This is a genomic window from Bdellovibrio bacteriovorus (genome assembly GCF_001592745.1).
In the GTDB taxonomy this organism is placed as follows: Bacteria; Bdellovibrionota; Bdellovibrionia; order Bdellovibrionales; family Bdellovibrionaceae; genus Bdellovibrio; species Bdellovibrio bacteriovorus_B.
The window spans coordinates 25,242-41,659 of the sequence record NZ_LUKD01000006.1 but is presented as its reverse complement, the minus strand read 5'-3'; the positions used below and the strand labels follow the sequence as shown (position 1 = coordinate 41,659).

18 protein-coding genes are annotated in these 16,418 nt (G+C 44.5%); 11 read left to right on the top strand and 7 right to left on the bottom strand.

The genetic code is table 11. The features are described 5' to 3' along the window. Positions 1–53 precede the first annotated feature (53 nt). Positions 54–803, top strand: coding sequence for a tyrosine-protein phosphatase (locus tag AZI87_RS13250; RefSeq protein WP_063208076.1), 750 nt, complete (start codon positions 54–56; stop codon positions 801–803). 63 nt (positions 804–866) lie between these two features. Further along, positions 867–1,856: an HD-GYP domain-containing protein gene (locus AZI87_RS13245; protein ID WP_063208074.1), complete on the top strand. Its 990-nt coding sequence runs from the start codon at positions 867–869 to the stop codon at positions 1,854–1,856. Here the strand turns inward: AZI87_RS13245 and AZI87_RS13240 are convergent. Further along, positions 1,853–2,371, bottom strand: a complete 519-nt coding sequence (locus AZI87_RS13240; protein WP_063208071.1) for a hypothetical protein — start codon at positions 2,369–2,371, stop codon at positions 1,853–1,855. The two genes, AZI87_RS13245 and AZI87_RS13240, sit on opposite strands and share 4 nt — an antisense overlap. 100 nt (positions 2,372–2,471) lie before the next feature. Here AZI87_RS13240 and AZI87_RS13235 point away from each other — a divergent pair, with 100 nt between their 5' ends. Beyond that, positions 2,472–4,802: a fatty acid cis/trans isomerase gene (locus AZI87_RS13235; protein ID WP_081112230.1), complete on the top strand. Its 2,331-nt coding sequence runs from the start codon at positions 2,472–2,474 to the stop codon at positions 4,800–4,802. Here the strand turns inward: AZI87_RS13235 and AZI87_RS13230 are convergent. Beyond that, positions 4,787–5,380, bottom strand: a complete 594-nt coding sequence (locus AZI87_RS13230) for a histidine phosphatase family protein (RefSeq protein WP_081112229.1) — start codon at positions 5,378–5,380, stop codon at positions 4,787–4,789. The two genes, AZI87_RS13235 and AZI87_RS13230, sit on opposite strands and share 16 nt — an antisense overlap. A 54-nt stretch (positions 5,381–5,434) precedes the next feature. On the opposite strand from AZI87_RS13230, the gene AZI87_RS13225 reads away from it, so the two are divergent. After that, positions 5,435–6,160: an EI24 domain-containing protein gene (locus AZI87_RS13225; protein WP_081112228.1), complete on the top strand. Its 726-nt coding sequence runs from the start codon at positions 5,435–5,437 to the stop codon at positions 6,158–6,160. Positions 6,161–6,195: 35 nt separating this feature from the next. Further along, the gene (locus tag AZI87_RS13220) at positions 6,196–6,645 is read left to right on the top strand and encodes a Fur family transcriptional regulator (protein ID WP_063208065.1); all 450 of its coding nucleotides are present in this window, start codon (positions 6,196–6,198) and stop codon (positions 6,643–6,645) included. Here AZI87_RS13220 and AZI87_RS13215 read toward each other — a convergent pair whose 3' ends face one another. After that, positions 6,646–8,154: a PAS domain-containing sensor histidine kinase gene (locus AZI87_RS13215; protein WP_063208062.1), complete on the bottom strand. Its 1,509-nt coding sequence runs from the start codon at positions 8,152–8,154 to the stop codon at positions 6,646–6,648. It abuts the gene before it with no gap. A 115-nt stretch (positions 8,155–8,269) separates the two neighbouring features. Between AZI87_RS13215 and AZI87_RS13210 the strand changes: the two genes are divergently transcribed. From AZI87_RS13210 to pstB, 4 genes are all read left to right on the top strand, one after another. Next, positions 8,270–9,268, top strand: coding sequence for a PstS family phosphate ABC transporter substrate-binding protein (locus AZI87_RS13210; RefSeq protein ID WP_063208059.1), 999 nt, complete (start codon positions 8,270–8,272; stop codon positions 9,266–9,268). 72 nt (positions 9,269–9,340) lie between these two features. After that, positions 9,341–10,216, top strand: a complete 876-nt coding sequence (gene pstC / locus AZI87_RS13205) for a phosphate ABC transporter permease subunit PstC (protein ID WP_063208056.1) — start codon at positions 9,341–9,343, stop codon at positions 10,214–10,216. Next, a complete protein-coding gene (pstA, locus tag AZI87_RS13200; protein ID WP_063208053.1) occupies positions 10,216–11,133 on the top strand; it encodes a phosphate ABC transporter permease PstA in 918 nt (305 codons plus the stop codon). Before pstC ends, pstA begins: the two co-directional genes overlap by 1 nt. A gap of 5 nt (positions 11,134–11,138) precedes the next feature. Further along, entirely contained in the window at positions 11,139–11,906 is a 768-nt protein-coding gene (gene pstB, locus AZI87_RS13195) for a phosphate ABC transporter ATP-binding protein PstB (protein WP_063208451.1), read from the top strand. Positions 11,907–11,915: 9 nt separating this feature from the next. Here pstB and AZI87_RS13190 read toward each other — a convergent pair whose 3' ends face one another. From AZI87_RS13190 to AZI87_RS13180, 3 genes are all read right to left on the bottom strand, one after another. Next, positions 11,916–12,221 (bottom strand): BrnA antitoxin family protein, encoded by a 306-nt coding sequence (locus AZI87_RS13190; protein ID WP_063208050.1) that lies wholly within the window; start codon positions 12,219–12,221, stop codon positions 11,916–11,918. Between the two features lie 186 nt (positions 12,222–12,407). Then, on the bottom strand, positions 12,408–13,355 hold the full coding sequence (locus tag AZI87_RS13185) for a hypothetical protein (RefSeq protein ID WP_063208047.1): 948 nt from the start codon (positions 13,353–13,355) through the stop codon (positions 12,408–12,410). A gap of 30 nt (positions 13,356–13,385) precedes the next feature. Then, positions 13,386–13,769 (bottom strand): hypothetical protein, encoded by a 384-nt coding sequence (locus tag AZI87_RS13180; protein ID WP_063208044.1) that lies wholly within the window; start codon positions 13,767–13,769, stop codon positions 13,386–13,388. A gap of 336 nt (positions 13,770–14,105) precedes the next feature. On the opposite strand from AZI87_RS13180, the gene AZI87_RS13175 reads away from it, so the two are divergent. Together AZI87_RS13175 and AZI87_RS13170 are read left to right on the top strand one after the other, a co-directional pair. Beyond that, positions 14,106–14,417, top strand: coding sequence for a hypothetical protein (locus tag AZI87_RS13175; RefSeq protein ID WP_063208041.1), 312 nt, complete (start codon positions 14,106–14,108; stop codon positions 14,415–14,417). Next, a complete protein-coding gene (locus tag AZI87_RS13170) occupies positions 14,418–15,494 on the top strand; it encodes an NAD-dependent epimerase/dehydratase family protein (RefSeq protein WP_063208038.1) in 1,077 nt (358 codons plus the stop codon). It begins immediately after the preceding gene. A 22-nt stretch (positions 15,495–15,516) separates the two neighbouring features. On the opposite strand, the gene AZI87_RS13165 is transcribed toward AZI87_RS13170, so the two are convergent. Then, positions 15,517–16,197, bottom strand: coding sequence for a phage tail protein (locus AZI87_RS13165; RefSeq protein ID WP_063208035.1), 681 nt, complete (start codon positions 16,195–16,197; stop codon positions 15,517–15,519). Between the last annotated feature and the right edge of the window lie 221 nt (positions 16,198–16,418).

Sequence of the window (16,418 nt, the reverse complement as noted above, 5' to 3'; positions counted from 1 at the left end):
AGTGAGTCCCTCCCACATCTTGTCGTGATATGATTTTCTTTTAAGGAGAATTCATGAGACTTGAGGGTGGAATTAATTTTAGAGACATGGGTGGATATGAAACTTTGGACGGACGTAAAGTCAAAAAGGGTTTCTTTTTTCGCTCGGGCTCTTTGTCTCGCTTAACTCCGCAAGATTGTGAATATCTTAAAGCCTTTTCGATCGAACATATTATTGACTATCGCGATCACCACGAATCGAGTAAAGACCAAGACATCTTATGGGATGGCGTGCAGTATGAGTGCTGCCCGGCAAATCCCGCAAGTCACGCGACGAACGCTGATCATGGTGATTTTTTTAGCTCTGAAAGTTTAGAAGCTTTGCCTTCGGACTTTATGGAGTCTTTATACCGCCAATTGCCTTTTGCAAATGCGGCCTACAAAAAACTTTTCCACAAAGTGGATTCCCTAAATCAAGGAGCGATCGTGCAGCACTGTGCTGTTGGCAAGGACCGCACGGGAGTGGGCTCGGCGTTATTACTTCTTTCTTTAGGCGTACCTCAAGATACTGTTCTTCAAGATTATCTCGTCACTGAACAAACTCTTTTGCCTTTTAAATTAAAAATCTTGAGTGTGATCGAACCTCGTTTGACTGAAAAGGCCAAAGAGCGTTTTGAATACATGATGTCAGCCAATGAGAATTTTCTGCATACGGCATTGCGAGAAATCACTTCTCGTTATGGAAGCTATGAAAGCTTTTTTGAGCACGAATACGCTCTAACGGCCCATAAACGAGATCAGTGGAAAAGCCGCTTTTTAGAATAAAAACTGTGCCTTAAATTGAGACACATCCTCTAGGAAACTTCGTTTAGTGCCGATAAGCTTCCTATGGATGCAAGTTTAAATCAGGACGATTACGTTGCCGTATCAAGGGATGAGTTTGTCGCCGGCATGCAAGTGCCCGTGGATATCTTTTTAAAACTCTCTGAAACAAACTATGTGATGATCTTGAAGGAAGGTGCGAAGGTTCACTTTGAACAAATGCATTTTCCGGAAAAAGCCGAATGGCTTTATGTGCGTCGCAGTGATTATCACAAATGCGTGGGACAAAATCTCAGCATTGCGGGTATCGTTCTTGAAAGTGATAAGATCAGTTTTGAAAAGAAAACGATCTTTCTTTCTAAAGCCGCAGATTCGATTTTTAAAGAGATCGAACATCTGGGCTTTGACCATCAGGCCTTAGAGCATTCAAAGATAGTCAGCCGCTCCATTCAAACCCTTGTCGATAATAAGCCAGACATTTCTGCCGTTATTAACATGATGTCAAATCTCAACGACGAGTTGATTCGTCATGCAATGATGGTTTCGGCGATTTCGGTGATTATCGCAAAGAACATGAAGTGGACGCTTGCGCAGAACTTAGAAAAGTTGGCCCTAGGGGCTCTTCTTCATGACGTCGGTATGAAAGAACTTCCCGATGAAATTCTTGAAACACCAAGGCATGCTATGACCCGTGACCAAACTGCCGCTTACGAGTCCCATGTCTACCGAGGAGTGGAAATCTTAAGAAGCATGCCTTCCATTTCGGACGACATTATCGCCATCGTATTAGAGCATCATGAAAATGCTCCCGGTCAGGGGTATCCACGCCGATTAAGAGATATTAAAATGAATCCGTTTGCAAGAGTAGTAGCGCTAGCTGATTGTTTTGCGGATGTGGTGATGGAGTCGGTGAATAATCCCCATCCCAAGACGCCGGCTCAGGCCGTGGCATATATCGAAATCACATTAGGGCAGCCGTTTCATAAGCCGGCATTTCAGGCTTTGAAGCAGGCCCTGCAAGGACCTGCTCCGATCGCGGTTAAAAAAGTGATCTAGTGACGAACAAGCTCAGGAGCTTTTTCGTTCGCAAGCTCATGCAAGCAATCAACAAAGAACTTGCAGATGATGAACAAGTGAACTTGTTCATTTGCTGCTAGGCTTGGTTCAAGCTCTGGAGACATGAAAAGTTCTTCGATGATGTAGTTCAGGATTTCTGGCTGACCTTCCGCTGCTGATTTAGCTTGAAGATCCGCGATCATGTCGTCGTTCAAAGCCAAATATTTTTCGAATTCAGCTTCGTTCTTTTCAAAGCGCGAAATCACTTCTTCTTCCGTCATCGCGCGAAGATCTTTGTACTGATCTTCAAAAGAGCGATTCAAGATCAACGCCATCATAAAGCCCAAATCTTGAGCGCCTTCGCTCATGTCTTCGATGAACTCCATGAAGAAACCCGCAAGATCAGGTTGCACGTCAAAAAGATGCTGGGACGCTTTTTCAAGATCACTTTCTTCCGTGATGCCGCAGATATCATCAATTGAATTTTGCACTGTTTGAAACGGAATTCTATCCATCGTCGACCTCTTTTATTTGCGCGTTTTTCTAGCTATTAAACTCTTTCCATTAAACAAGAAAGGGCTTTATAGTTGCAGAATACACGGGGAGTAAGGCTGTATGCAATTTATTAACATGCTTGTGCTTTGTTTTATTTCAGTTGTGATGACAAGCGTCTCAAAAGCAGAAGAACCAAATTTCGACCTGTATACACGCAAAGTTCAACCCATTTTCGATAACCGCTGCGTAGCCTGCCATAGCTGTTTTAATGCTCCCTGCCAGTTGAATTTGCAGAACTTTGAGGGGTTTCAAAGAGGTGCCAATAAGTTGAATGTCTACGATGGAACTCGCACCCAAAGCGTGCCTCCATCACGACTGTGGATTGATGCTCATGGCGCCAAAGCCTGGCAGGAAAAAGGCTTCTTTGATTTGAATAACTCTCGAAAATCAGAGGGAAATCTGTTTTTGAGTTTTCTCAATTTACGCGCAGAAAAACAGAACATCGAAATCGAAAAGCAGGTCGCCCAAACCCAAATCTGTGCTTCTCCCGCAGAAGATTTTAAGAAATTGCAAAAGCAGGCTCCTTATCTTGGAATGCCCTATGGACTGCCGCCGTTAAATGCTATGGAGATAGACACGATCCAAACTTGGATTGAAGGAGGAGCTCAAGGCCCCAACTCTGAAGCGCAAAAGGAACTCGCTCGTGTTCCTGTAGAAATACAAAAACAAATTCAAGTTTGGCAAAAATTTTTAAATCAGACGGACCCAACTCATAAATTGGTCAGCCGCTATTTATATGAGCACTTGTTCTTAGCGCACCTTCATTTTCCGGAAGCAAACGATATATTCTTCCGTCTGGTGCGTTCACGAACACCTTGCCAGAATGGTGTGCAGGAAATCTCCACCCGTCGACCTAATGACGATCCCGGAGTAAAAAAGTTTTTTTATTGTTTTACGAAATTCCCGGGTACGGTGGTCATGAAAACCCACATTCCCTATGCTTTAAGCCCGGCCAAGCTGGATCGTATCAAAAAAATATTCTGGGAAAAATCTTGGAAGGTCAGCGCCATGCCTTCCTATGAATCAGGCGTCGCGGAAAACCCGTTCATTGCATTTAAAGATATACCTGTGAAAGCTCGTTATCAGTTTTTGTTAGACGATGCTCAATACCACGTAAGTACTTTTATTAAAGGACCGGTTTGTAATGGCAGCATGGCGGTAAACTCCATTCAGGAACAATTTTATGTGTTTTTCTTAAATCCAAAATCAGACAACATGGTTCTTTCCAAAGAGTACGTGGGTAAAGTAGAAAATCTTTTGATGCTGCCAGGAGTTTTCGGCAGTGATGTTGACATTAAAGAGACTCCGGTCTTTTACAAAAAACTGATTGATCACCGAGAGAACTACCGGAGAGCGCGTGCGGAAGAGCAAAAAAAATTAAAACCCGAAGGCTATGCACTTTCGGATATTTGGAATGGTGATGCGGTAAATCCGAACGCTGTTTTGACGGTGTTCCGTCACGATGACAATGCTGTCGTTTTAAAAGGGGCGGTGGGTGATCTTTCTAAGACAGTTTTCATTTTAGATTATCCGTTATTTGAGCGTTTGGTTTATAATCTCGTCGTAAACTTTGATGTCTTCGGGAATGTCAGTCACCAGCTCTTAACACGAGTCTATATGGATATGATTCGCATGGAAGCTGAAGAGTTGTTCTTGATGTTCCTTCCTCCCGAAGAGCGTTTGCAGTATCGCCGTGAGTGGTACAAGGGGCTTTTAACTCAAGTGAAAATGACTTATGTGTTTCCGACCATCGGTTCCTCCGAACCCACGGCAGTTCGCTTTACAGAAGAGGGACAAACAAAAAAACAAATGGTCGAAAAAATCCTTTTCTTTCATCTGAATGAAAAAGTCAGAGGCCGCTTAGACACCGTCAATTGGAAGACCTTGCAGGTTCCTGAAAGTATGCAGCCCCAATTCCGGGTAGAGGGGTTCAACGCAGAGCTAAGAAAGATCGCGGCAATCAAAGCTGACGGGAAAACTCCCTTTGCGCAGTATTTTCCTGATGTCGCATATCTGAAAGTCGTGATGAACTCTGGGGATTTAAAAGTTTATTCTTTGATCCACAATAAAGAGCATGAAAGTGTTTCCTGGATTCTGGCAGAGTCTTTAAGAATGGCTCCAAAAGAAGACAGTTTAACAGTTTACGAAGGTTTCTGGGGCCCTTACCCGAATATTATTTTTGATGTGAAGGAGAACGATCTCTCAACTTTCGTAACAGCCGCACAAAAAGTGAAATCCGAAAAAGACTATCAGAAACTCGTTACAACCTTTGGCATTCGTCGTTCTAATCAGGCGTTTTGGACTCATTACGATGAGCTGAATTCCCATTATCGTCGCACCGATCCCGTGAACTTCGGATATTTGGATTTGACTCGTTACGAGTTAAAATGAAAAAGCTCTTTTTCAGAATCCCATTCTATTTTGTAAACCACACAATTGGGAATGGGTAAAAGCTCTTGAAGTTCGGGGCGAAGGCTGTGCAGAAAGCGACGCATGACAAGACCGTGAGTGCAAAGTCCTGCACTTTTGAACTCGTGCTTCAGGCACAAATCTTTTAAAGCTGCTGTAAAACGCTCGATGGACTTTTTAGCGCTTTCGGCTTTTGGAAAACAGAATTCAGAATGAGCCGGATCTACGGATGTCCACTTTTCCCAAGACTCCACGCCAAACTTTTCGTGAGCTTCTTGCAAAGTCAGTCCTTCCAGTTCTCCTAAATTCACTTCGCGAAAGGCCGGTGAAACATGCAGAGGCTTTGCTAAAAGAGAGTTCGCAATACGAGCTGTTTCGTGCGCACGCACAAGATCGCTCGTGACGAACAAATCGACCGCATTTTCTTGAAAATACGATTGCAGTTGAAGAGCTTGGGTTTGGCCCTCTGAGTTTAAAGGAATATCTGTGTGTCCTTGAATGCGACGAATGGCATTCCAGTCCGTCTGTCCGTGGCGAAAAAGATGGATGGTCTTTAGCATAATGTCTCTATTGAATCACTTGCATGTCTTTGCATAAAGAGAAAAGATTTAAATATGAACAGCATTTTGACTTCTTTGCACCAATCTCTTAAAGCCTTAGCCCGACCGCGCATGGCGCTTCTGATATTTCTGCCGCCGGTGCTATCGTTTGTATTTTTATTCGCTCTCTTTGTCAGTTTTTGGCCTGCCTGGATCAGTGGGCTGACCGGATTTTTTTCATCTTTGACTGCGGTGAGCTGGATGACATCAATAACGGGACTGACGGACTTTGCTTACTGGTGCAGCGTTGTCTTTTTGATCCTCTTATTCATTCCGATGGTGTTTTTGTTTGCGGTTGTCATGACATCTCTTTTTGTTATGCCCATAGTTTTAAAGTGGGTAGGTGACGTGGACTTCCGTGGGCTCGAAAAGAAAAAAGGGGGCACGTTGATCGGCAGTGTTTGGAATACCCTTTCGGCGACCTTGATATTTTTGATGCTCTTTGTGGTGACCTTGCCGCTGTGGTTTTTACCGGGACTACAAATTGTTGTTCCGCTTATGCTCGCTTCGTGGCTGAATAAAAAAGTCTTTTTGTACGACGTCCTCCAGGATTATGCGAGTAAGGATGAAAGGCATCTTATTGCAGCAAGAAACTCTAAGGCTCTCTATGGCTTGGGGCTTTTATTAGGGCTCCTTTCATATATTCCACTGGCCTTTTTCTTTGTGCCGGTTCTATTAGCTCTTTCTTACACGTATTACTGTCTAAATGCTTTACAGTCTCTGCGAAAGGGCGAATCCTAGTGGATTTCCGGGGGTAAGTGGTGTATTTATCCCCTATGTCTAAGTGTGGAAGTGAACGCAAAAATATCGATATTGACTCTTTAAATGAAAGAGTTCGTAAGGCGGGGATGAAGCTCACCCAGCAGCGTACACAGATGCTTAAGATTCTTTTAGGTCATCCTGATCCTATTTCGGCAGATGAAATCTTTAAAAAATTCGATGATAAGTCCGACGGGATGGACCTTGTCACAATCTATCGTATTCTTAAGAAGTTTGAAGAGGCGGGGCTTGTTTCTCGTCTGGAGTTTGGCGACGGTGTCGCTCGTTTTGAGCTGGCTTTAGAATCGGGGCACCATCATCACCATGTCATCTGCCGTCAATGCCAGCGTGTAGAGCCGATTCATATCTGCGATTTAGATCCGCATATAAAAATGGTTGAGACAATGGGATATAAACAAGTATCCCACCGTCTTGATTTCTTTGGCGTGTGCTCGCGCTGTCAATAATTATTCTTGAGTTTTCGGAAGAATAAAAACAAAAGTCGTATTCATCGCATCTTTGTTTAACGAAAGATGACCTTGGTGATTTTTGATTATTCCTGCAGAAATAGAAAGCCCTAGGCCCGTTCCTTTGCCCACATCTTTTGTGGTGAAGAAGGGGAGCATGATTTGTTCGGCAATTTCTTCCGGAATGCCTTTCCCTGAATCGATAATATAAAACTCAACAGCGTCCTCCGTTTCTTTCACATCCATGCGGATCCATTTTTCATCGAGCTGAGAGATCGCATCAAATGAATTATTCAAAAGATTCAAAAGCACCTGCTCGATCTGGATAATACGACATTCAACTTCGAGCTCGGGATCAATATCGGGAACTTCGACTTCGACACCGTGATTGTAAAAACGGGTGCGGCAAAACTCTAAAGTCTCTTCGACGATCTTTTTTACCGGCACAATCTCAAATGGATCATGAGAACCTTCACGTGCAAAAGAGCGTAATGATTTAATAATACGCGCGATCTTGTCAGCTGTACGACTGATACTTTCGGCCGATTGTTTGATTTTTTCAGGTTCAAGTTTGTTGTTTTCGACCATTTGTTGAAGTTGAAAAGCGCGGGCCTGTATGACGGTCAGGGGGTTGTTGATTTCATGAGCGATACCGCCAGACATTTCTCCAAGGGCGGCCATTTTAGTTGCAGAGATCAGCTTTGCTTTGGCTTCCGCAATTTGTTGTTCGGTCAAAACTTCTTCTGTCGAATCCCAGGCAACTCCGTACATTCGAGAGGCGTCATCGGCCATGAATTTTCCGTAGCAGCGAATATGATGGACTTCTTTATTTTCCCACGTGATGCGATAGGTGACATAGAAGTCTTGATGCTTCTCAGCGGCTTCACGCACTCGCATATTTACAACTTCCATGTCTGCGCGGTTGGAGCGCTTCCACACTTCTTCAAGAGGAGACAGATCCGGATTGTTGGGAATTCCGTGAATGCGGTACATCTGAGAATCCCATAGAAGCACATTTTTTTCTAATTCCCACTCCCACGTCCCCATGTTGGCCGCCGACAGGGAAAGATTCAGTTTTTGAATCGTTTTTTTTAAAGTTTCTTCGTAGGCTTTGCGGGCATCGATTTCTGTGGCGACTCCCAGCAGGGTAGCGACCTCGCCTTTTTCGTTCCGAGAAAAAACAGTGATCCGATCACTCAGCCAGTGATAATTGCCACTGTGATCTTTAAAACGGTATTCGACATTCAAAACCTCGCCATCCTTGAGGTCTTTGGATTTTTTAACGCTTTGGCGGAGTGAGTCGATGTCTTCGGGGTGCATCGTGCGGGTGTAGTACTCCGGTCCCATCTTGCGAATCTCTTCCAAAGTGTACCCATAGCGAGCTACGCCACGCTCGTTGATCCATACGAGATTTTCTTCATTCACATCGAAGATGTAAACGCTGTCAGACATCGTTCTATGAATCTGTTCCAGAAGAGTTGCTTGTTCTTTAGGCGATTTTGTATCCATACTGGTTCGAGTTTACTCTAGCATTGGGTAACGCGAAACGGCTAAATCTAAATAAAACCTTAACAATACAGAGCAGCAATCTAGTGCTAGACCAATATCTTATACAGGAGTGTGTATGATTAAGAATGCAATTCTATCATTGTGTGTGGTTCTCGGTGCGTCCGCAGCTCACGCGCAAGTTCCAGTTATTAAAATCGATGGATCGAGCACTGTGTTTCCAATCACAGAGGCGATGGCTGAAGAATTCCAAACGGCACAAAAAGGGAAGGTTCGCGTTACTGTGGGTATTTCCGGTACAGGTGGCGGCTTCAAAAAATTCTGCCGTGGCGAAATTGACATCCAAGATGCGTCTCGTCCGATTCAATCTTCTGAACTTGAAGCTTGCCGTAAAGCGGGAATCAAATTCCTAGAGCTAGCCGTTGCTTATGACGCAACAGCTGTGGTTGTGAACCCAAAAAACAAATGGTTGAACTCGATTTCTGTGGCCGACCTAAAAAAAATGTGGGAGCCCGCAGCTCAAGGTAAAATCCAAAAATGGAGTGATATCAACCCAGCTTGGCCTAAAGAAAACTTGAAACTTTACGGAGCGGGTTCTGACTCTGGGACCTTCGATTACTTCACGGAAGCTATCGTCGGTAAATCGAAGTCTTCTCGTGGTGATTACACTGCCAGCGAAGATGACAACACGCTTGTAACGGGTGTTTCAAACGACCTTCACGCTTTGGGTTACGTTCCTCTTGCTTATTATGAAGAGAATAAAGCAAAGCTTAAAGTCGTTGGTATCATCGGCGGCGATAAAGCTCCTAAAAAAGAAGCGGTGACGCCCTCTCGTCAAACAGTAGAGGCGGGTACTTACTTCCCACTTTCTCGCCCGATCTTCATTTATGTGAATGAAGCTTCTATGAAGAAAACGGAAGTTAAAGACTTCGTGAACTTCTATTTAAGCAACGCAGCTTCCATCGTTCCTGAAGTAAAATACGTTCCACTTCCGGCAAAAGCCTATGAATTAGGCAAAGAACACGTGAAAAAGAACAAACTGGGAACAGTTTTCGGTGGGCACTCTGAAGTAGGTCTTAAAATTGAAGAGTTGCTGAAACGTGAAGGTTCGTTGTAGTTTACGTCTGTGAATAAGAATCAACTCAAAAAACTAAATGAGTTTACATCCGCCGACCACCCGGTACGGCGGATGCGTCGTTTAAGAGAACGCGCTATCGAAACAGTTTTGTTTTTGGCGGCGGCGTCTTCTGTTTTGGTAACTATCGGTATCGTCGGTATCCTGGTTACGGAAAGTCTTCCATTTTTTAAAACTGTGTCGATCGTTGAATTTTTAACGGACACGCAGTGGACTCCGCTTTTTGAAAATCCTCGTTATGGCATTTTGCCTTTGCTTTGCGGAACCTTTCTTTCAACGATCATTGCTTTGTTAGTAGCCATTCCACTGGGAACAGTGGCGGCAGCATTTTTAAGTGAATATGTTCGTCCTTCATTCCGTGAGATTTTAAAACCGATTCTGGAGCTTTTGGCGGCGGTGCCAACGGTTGTTTACGGATACTTTGCTTTGCTTTTTGTAACACCTCTTTTGCAAAAACTGATTCCTTCTTTAGGCGGATTTAACGTCCTTAGTGCGGGACTTGTTATTGGGGTGATGATTGTTCCTTATGTCAGTTCTTTAAGTGAAGATGCCATGCGCTCGGTGCCCGGGCATTTGCGAGAGGCTTCTTTCGCCGTGGGTGCTTCACGCATGCAAACGGCTTTCCGCGTGGTGATTCCGGCAGCATTTTCGGGAATTACTTCTGCTTATATTTTAGGTATCTCGCGGGCTTTGGGTGAAACCATGGTTGTAGCAATTGCTGCCGGCATGCAACCTAATCTAACGATGAATCCGACAGAACCAGCGGCAACGATCACCGCATTCATCGTGCAAGTGAGCTTAGGAGATCTTCCTCACGGCTCTATCGGTTATCAGTCTATTTATGTTGCTGGTTTAAGTCTTTTGGTTCTGACTTTGTGCTTTAATATTATCGGACTTTATCTTCGTAAGAAGTTTCAGGAGAAGGAATAATGGAAGTCCAACAAGATATTTTGGCGAATATCAAACGCCGTCAGATGTGGGACTTTGTTTTTGCTTTGTGCGGGCTGATGTCTTTATTGTTCGCACTTATTACGCTTCTGACTTTGATCGTGGATCTTTCCATGACAGGTGTTGCGCGTATTAACTATGACTTCTTTACGAACTTTCCTTCTCGTTTCGCTGATCGCGCGGGGATTTTATCTGCGTGGGTAGGGTCTTTCTGTATCATGTTGACGACGGCTTTTTGCGCGATTCCATTAGGGGTCGCAGCTGGAGTTTACCTTGAAGAGTACTCTAAGAAAAATTGGATTTCCCAAATCATTGAACTGAATATCATCAATCTTGCCGGTATTCCCTCGATCACTTACGGTCTAATGGCCTTAGGTCTTTTCGTATATAAATTGAAGTTAGGGCAGAGTATTTTGACGGCAGGCCTGACTTTGGGTCTTCTCGTATTGCCCATCATTATCGTGACCACACGTGAAGCGATTCGCGCGATTCCTAATACCATTCGTGAGGCAAGTTACGCGATGGGCGCTTCTAAGTGGCAGACCATTCGCTACCATATCTTGCCTTATTCTTCTGGCGGTATTTTAACGGGTGTGATCATTTCTTTGTCTCGTGCCATCGGTGAAACAGCCCCTTTGATTACGATTGGTGCTTTGACATTTATTGCCTTCTTGCCTACGCCTCCGATTGAGGGGCATTTTCCTTTTGTGAACTTTAAGTGGCTCATGGATCCGTTTACTGTGATGCCGATTCAAATGTTTAACTGGTTGTCGCGTCCTCAGCCGGAATTCCATGTGAATGCAGCGGCGACAGGGGTTGTGCTTTTAGTGATGACCCTGATTATGAATGGCGGAGCGATTTATTTACGTTCTCGTTTCCGTAAAAAGATGAAATGGTAATAGATATGGAACTACAGCTTCGCGCCGAAGTTAAAAATTTGCTTTTCTCTTACGGGGATAAAAAAGTCCTTAACGGAGTCACTTTACCTATCTACGAAAACCGTGTGACGGCTTTGATCGGCCCTTCGGGTTGCGGTAAGACGACTTTGCTTCGTTGCTTTAATCGTATGCATGACCTTTATGCCAATGCGAACTATCAAGGCGAGATCCTTCTGCACCCGGATAAAAGAAATATTTTGGGTAAAGAGATCGACCCGATGGAAGTGCGCATGCGTATCGGAATGGTTTTCCAAAAGCCCAATCCATTTCCAAAAAGTATTTATGAAAACGTCGCTTACGGATTGAAAGTTCGTGGCGTAAAAAAGAAAAGCTTTATCGAAGAACGTGTTGAGCGTTCCTTGCAACAAGCCGGTCTTTGGAACGAAGTGAAGGATCGTTTGTCTTCTTCGGCGACAGCTTTGTCGGGCGGTCAGCAGCAGCGTCTTTGCATCGCTCGTGCTTTGGCTACAGAGCCTGAAATCTTGTTGTTGGATGAGCCCACGTCGGCGTTGGACCCTATTTCCACTCGTCATATCGAAGAGCTTATCGGGGAGCTTCGTCGTGACGTGACGATTGCGATTGTTACGCACAGTCTGCATCAAGCGGCGCGTGTTTCTGATTATACGGCGTTTATGTACTTAGGGGACTTGATTGAGTTTGGGGCGAGTGATCAGATCTTCACGAACCCAAAAGATCAACGTACTGAAAACTATATCACGGGTCGTTTTGGGTAAAAGCTCTGGTTATCCAACCGCTTTCTTTAGAATTTCATTGATGAGGCTTTGGTAAGGAATATCCTTGTTCTTAGCCTTTGCTTTTAGTTTCTTTAATACGTTCTCATCCACCCGGATAGAAATGGCTTTCCTAGGTACGTCTCCCAAAAGCGGGCGCCCAGCTCTTTTCATTTTTTTAAGCTGGTTTTTGGAAAGCTCCGGCATCTCAGAAAAGTCGATATCTTTATCATCAACCTTTCTGGCTATACGCTTGCCTTTCATTTTTACTAGCAATTCGGGCACTGATAATTCGATGATACTCGATTTTTTCTTCATATCCTGACCTCCTAGAAGTGTAGACCACGTAAAGGATGCATTCAAAATACAGTCATATATTGTATATACATAATTATAGAATTGGTCAATACTTGGATGGCAATGCAAGTTGTGTGATTGAATAACTTGTTAATAAAAAGCCCCGCTCTTGGCGGGGCAATCAAGTCTCGGACATGGGATTTTGGGTCAGAGTATGAATCTTAGGCTCAGCTTAAAGTAAAAGGCGTTTCCAATCGACACGGCATTGTCGGGATCGGGAACGTAGTTTTCGTCTATAAAGAAACGACGGTCGAAGGAGTGGCCGGCTTCTAGATCGGCGAAGATTTGTTTGCTGATCGGGGATTTAATTCCGACGAAGATTTTTTTGTCATCATAGAAAAGACGGTCGTCTTTGTTTTGTCTTCCATAAAGATAGTACGTGATTTGTGAAAAATCCACGCCGGCGTAAAGCTTCGCGAAGTCGGTGACTTTGTAATACACCGACGTCTTGATGATCCAAGGGACCAACGTGAAAAAATCCCAACCGTACTTTTCAGCAAATTGCCAGTTGAAGGTCGCAAAAGGAATTCCTAGCACCGAACGAAATTCTTTTGATGGATTGTAGAAGTAAGCAAAACCCGGCAATGGAATATTATTTAGAATCGGGCGGTTGTTTGAATAGTCGACAAGCAAAAGCCAGCGACTGGATTCATCATCGGGATAAGAATAAAATGCGGTGACTCCCAAAGTGGTGACGTCGGCACTTTCAAAAGGTCTGTCACTTGCGGAACCGTAGCGTGCATTGACGGACCATAGGCGCTTATCATCGATCACACGCGTATATCCTAAGCCAAATTTAATATCGTAAAGGCCGTAGATTTCATTTTGCGCGGGATCGACGAGATATTGAGAGCCGCTTAAGTTCAAAGAGACCGACTGCAAGTCAGTTTTATAAACGGGCGTGGTAAAGTCGAACGATTGATAAGATGTCGATGCGCGCTCTTGCGGGAACTCCGCTTTATCAAAAAACAAACCTGTATACGAAAGAATAGTTCGTTGTTGGCCGGGGGGAGTAAGTCCCTCCATCATTCCTTGAGAGTAAGCTTGGGATGTGAAGAGTAACAAATAAACTAAAATGCCAAAAGCGTGTTTCATGCTTTGTCAGCATAGAAGTTTTTTGCGTACTTACACAACAGATTTTTCCATTCTGACTACGCGAGCACAATTCTGGCAGATCTCTGAAATCGGCCACTGAAGCTCTGCCGGCTTCACTTGGACTTCGTGTAAACAGTGAGGGCATGGAACCGCGCCACTTAAAACTTTTCCTTCACTCTTGTAGCTTCGGAGGGCGAAGAAAATTCCAAGGCCAAAGAATAAGGGCACACTTACAAAGTGAAAGACGGGGATTAAAACAGAGACCAAGGCGATTCCCCAAAAGAGTGCGAGCTTTTTTAAAGCTTGAGACATCTTTTCAGGTGGCGCGAACCACTTGATGTAAACGACTCCATTTTGAATTCTTTCGTCACCGACGTTGGCGGTGACTTGGATTTTTTCTCCGGTAGTTTCCATGACGTCCTCCGTGATGAACACTCAAGATTATGGGACGATTGACAAAATGTATTGGTCCCAAAGATTAGTCCTCATTGCTGACCTTTGGCAACCGTCAACATCCTTACAGGAACTTAAGTACTCTTTTCGGATTGGATCCCGTACCGTAGTTAAGTATTTCTTGGAGTCCGCGCGACACAGCCACGGAAGTCGAAGCTATTTGCGAAGACTTAAATGTTTCGCCTTGTCGGGTTGTCGTCGTAAGCTCCAGGAAAGTCACCTGGCGGTGGTCCTGCTGCGATGTTTCCTGCCGAAAAAGATACCTCCCATACATTTCCCTCGATACCCTAAATATCTATGAAGTCACTGCACTCTGATAAATATTTTATTCGCGAATCGCTTTACAACTTGGTCGAGCTTTCTTTGTTGGCTCGTCTTTATGAAGAGCACTGCATTCCGGCGGCGAGCACCGGAAGTCTTAATCAAGAATCTCTTGCGCAGACTTTGCTTAAAATGAAGGCAACTGAAGGTAAGGGCGAGCTTCGCGTGGCTATCTTTGATACAGATCCGATTGGATTTTACTGGAAGTTTCAGGGGCAGGTGCTTGCGCACTGGGTGCATCCGGAACATCGTAATCAAGGTGTCGAACAGGGACTTTTAGGTTCTTAGATGAATTCTTCAACGTCCGCGGCTTTTTGGAAAGGCAAACGGGTTTTTTTAACTTACCCGAACTCTTTTTTAGGAGCGTGGACGGCTTTATCTCTTCAGCACCTCGGAGCACAAGTTTTTGGTTTTGGTGAATCTTTAGAATCTTCGCCAAATCTTTTTGATCTTACAAACCTTGGACAGACCATTGCTATGACGTACGGAGATCTTCGCAACGAAGAATCTTTGCGTCAGGCTTTGCAATTTGCGCAAGCCGACGTCGTTCTTCATCTTGGTGAGACGGGATTTTTAAAAGACGGCGAGCAACGACCATTAGAATTGATCTCTAAATCTGTGTTGGGAACAGCGCAGTTGATGGAGCTTCTTCGTGAAACGGCGTCGGTTCGATCCGTTGTCGTATTGGGTACAGATAAAGCTTATGTCCGTGCTAACGATAATGCAGCGGTGAGCGAATCGTCTGCGGTGGGGCCTTCGGGAATTTTTGCGACGTCGAAACTTTGTTCTGAATTTATTGCGCTTTCGTATCGTGATTCGTTTTTCTCTCCAGAGAAATATAATAAACATAAAGTGGCTATCGCGACAGCGCGGATTTCTTCGGCCATAGGTGGCGGGGATTTTTCTTCTGAAGGTTTGATTTTTCAAGCGGTGCAAAGTTTTTTGGGAAAGAAAACTTTTGAAGTTCGCAATCCTCAATCCGTCCGACCTTGGATCCATGTTTTGGATCAGGTTTCGGGGATTTTGTCTGTGGCTCAGGGGCTTTTTGAAAAAGGCCCTAAGCTTTCGTCGGCGACCTATAATTTGGGCGCCTCCGAATATGAGTCGGTTGGCGAAGTGATGAAAGAGTTTAGTGAGGCGTGGGGGAAGACTTGGTCTTCGGTCTCTGTCGCGGATTCCTCGAAATCTCTTTCGATTCATGGTCAGCTGAATAGTGAGCTGGCTTTGACGGAGCTTGGTTGGAAACCGCAGTGGGATTTGTCTCGCGCGCTGGTTGAGACGGCGAAATGGTATCAGGGGTATTATGCGGGGCACTCGTCGGTGGAGGAGTTGACGGGGGTTTTAAGAAGTTTTTACGAGGGCTGAATCGCCCCCGTAAAATTTAAGCTTAGTTTACTTTTACGATAAAGTTTACGTAAGCATTAACAGGACGAGTCTCGCTGCCGCCAGCTGCAGAAGTCGTATTGGAAACGTAGCTACCCGCTCCATTCGCTGGAACCGTACCGCCACCAGACAGGCCAACAGTGAAACTATGTGTATGTGAACGTAACTGATCGGCTTGAATTGAACCCACCGCATTACCGGCATTACCACCAGTGTTCATAGCTGAACGGCTGCCAGCATCTGGATCTCTTCCTGTGCCACCATCAACGCCACGTAAAAAGCGGCCACGAAGATCTGGTAGGCGGAATGTCGATACGCCGTCACCACCGAATGCCGTGCCAATAGCAGCAAATAAATCTGGATAATCAGCAATATTAAGAAGGTCGCCATTTGCAAAGCGATAGCCATTTGGCGGAGTAGTGCCACCGAACGGTAGTACCACGCCGACGGGTACGATCGCTGATCCACTGCTTAGTTCAACCCAGTTGTTAGACGTATCGTAACCCCAGAATTTATTATCCGATGAGTCATAAACGATTTCTCCTGGTTCTGGGTTAGTTACGTTGGTTTTCCCAAATACAGTTGGTGCTGAAAACTTTAAACCCAACGTTTTGAAGCTGTCTTTACCTTTAAAACCAAGGAAGCAGACGGCAAGAATTGAAATAAAAACGATTTTTTTTGACATAAAAGAACTCCTTTTCTTTTGTAGAAAAATGCTAAAAGTCGGCTTCTCCAAAAACAAACTATATTTGTTTATGTAAAAATAAATTGTTTATACGTCGAGGACCAGAAAAAACTCGGATTACAGATCTGTTTGCATGAAAATCTCTGGAATGGGTGGTTTTATTGCTTTACGCTAGGAGATTGATCTGAAAGATGTGGTACGGTCGTTAGAATATGGCTGCT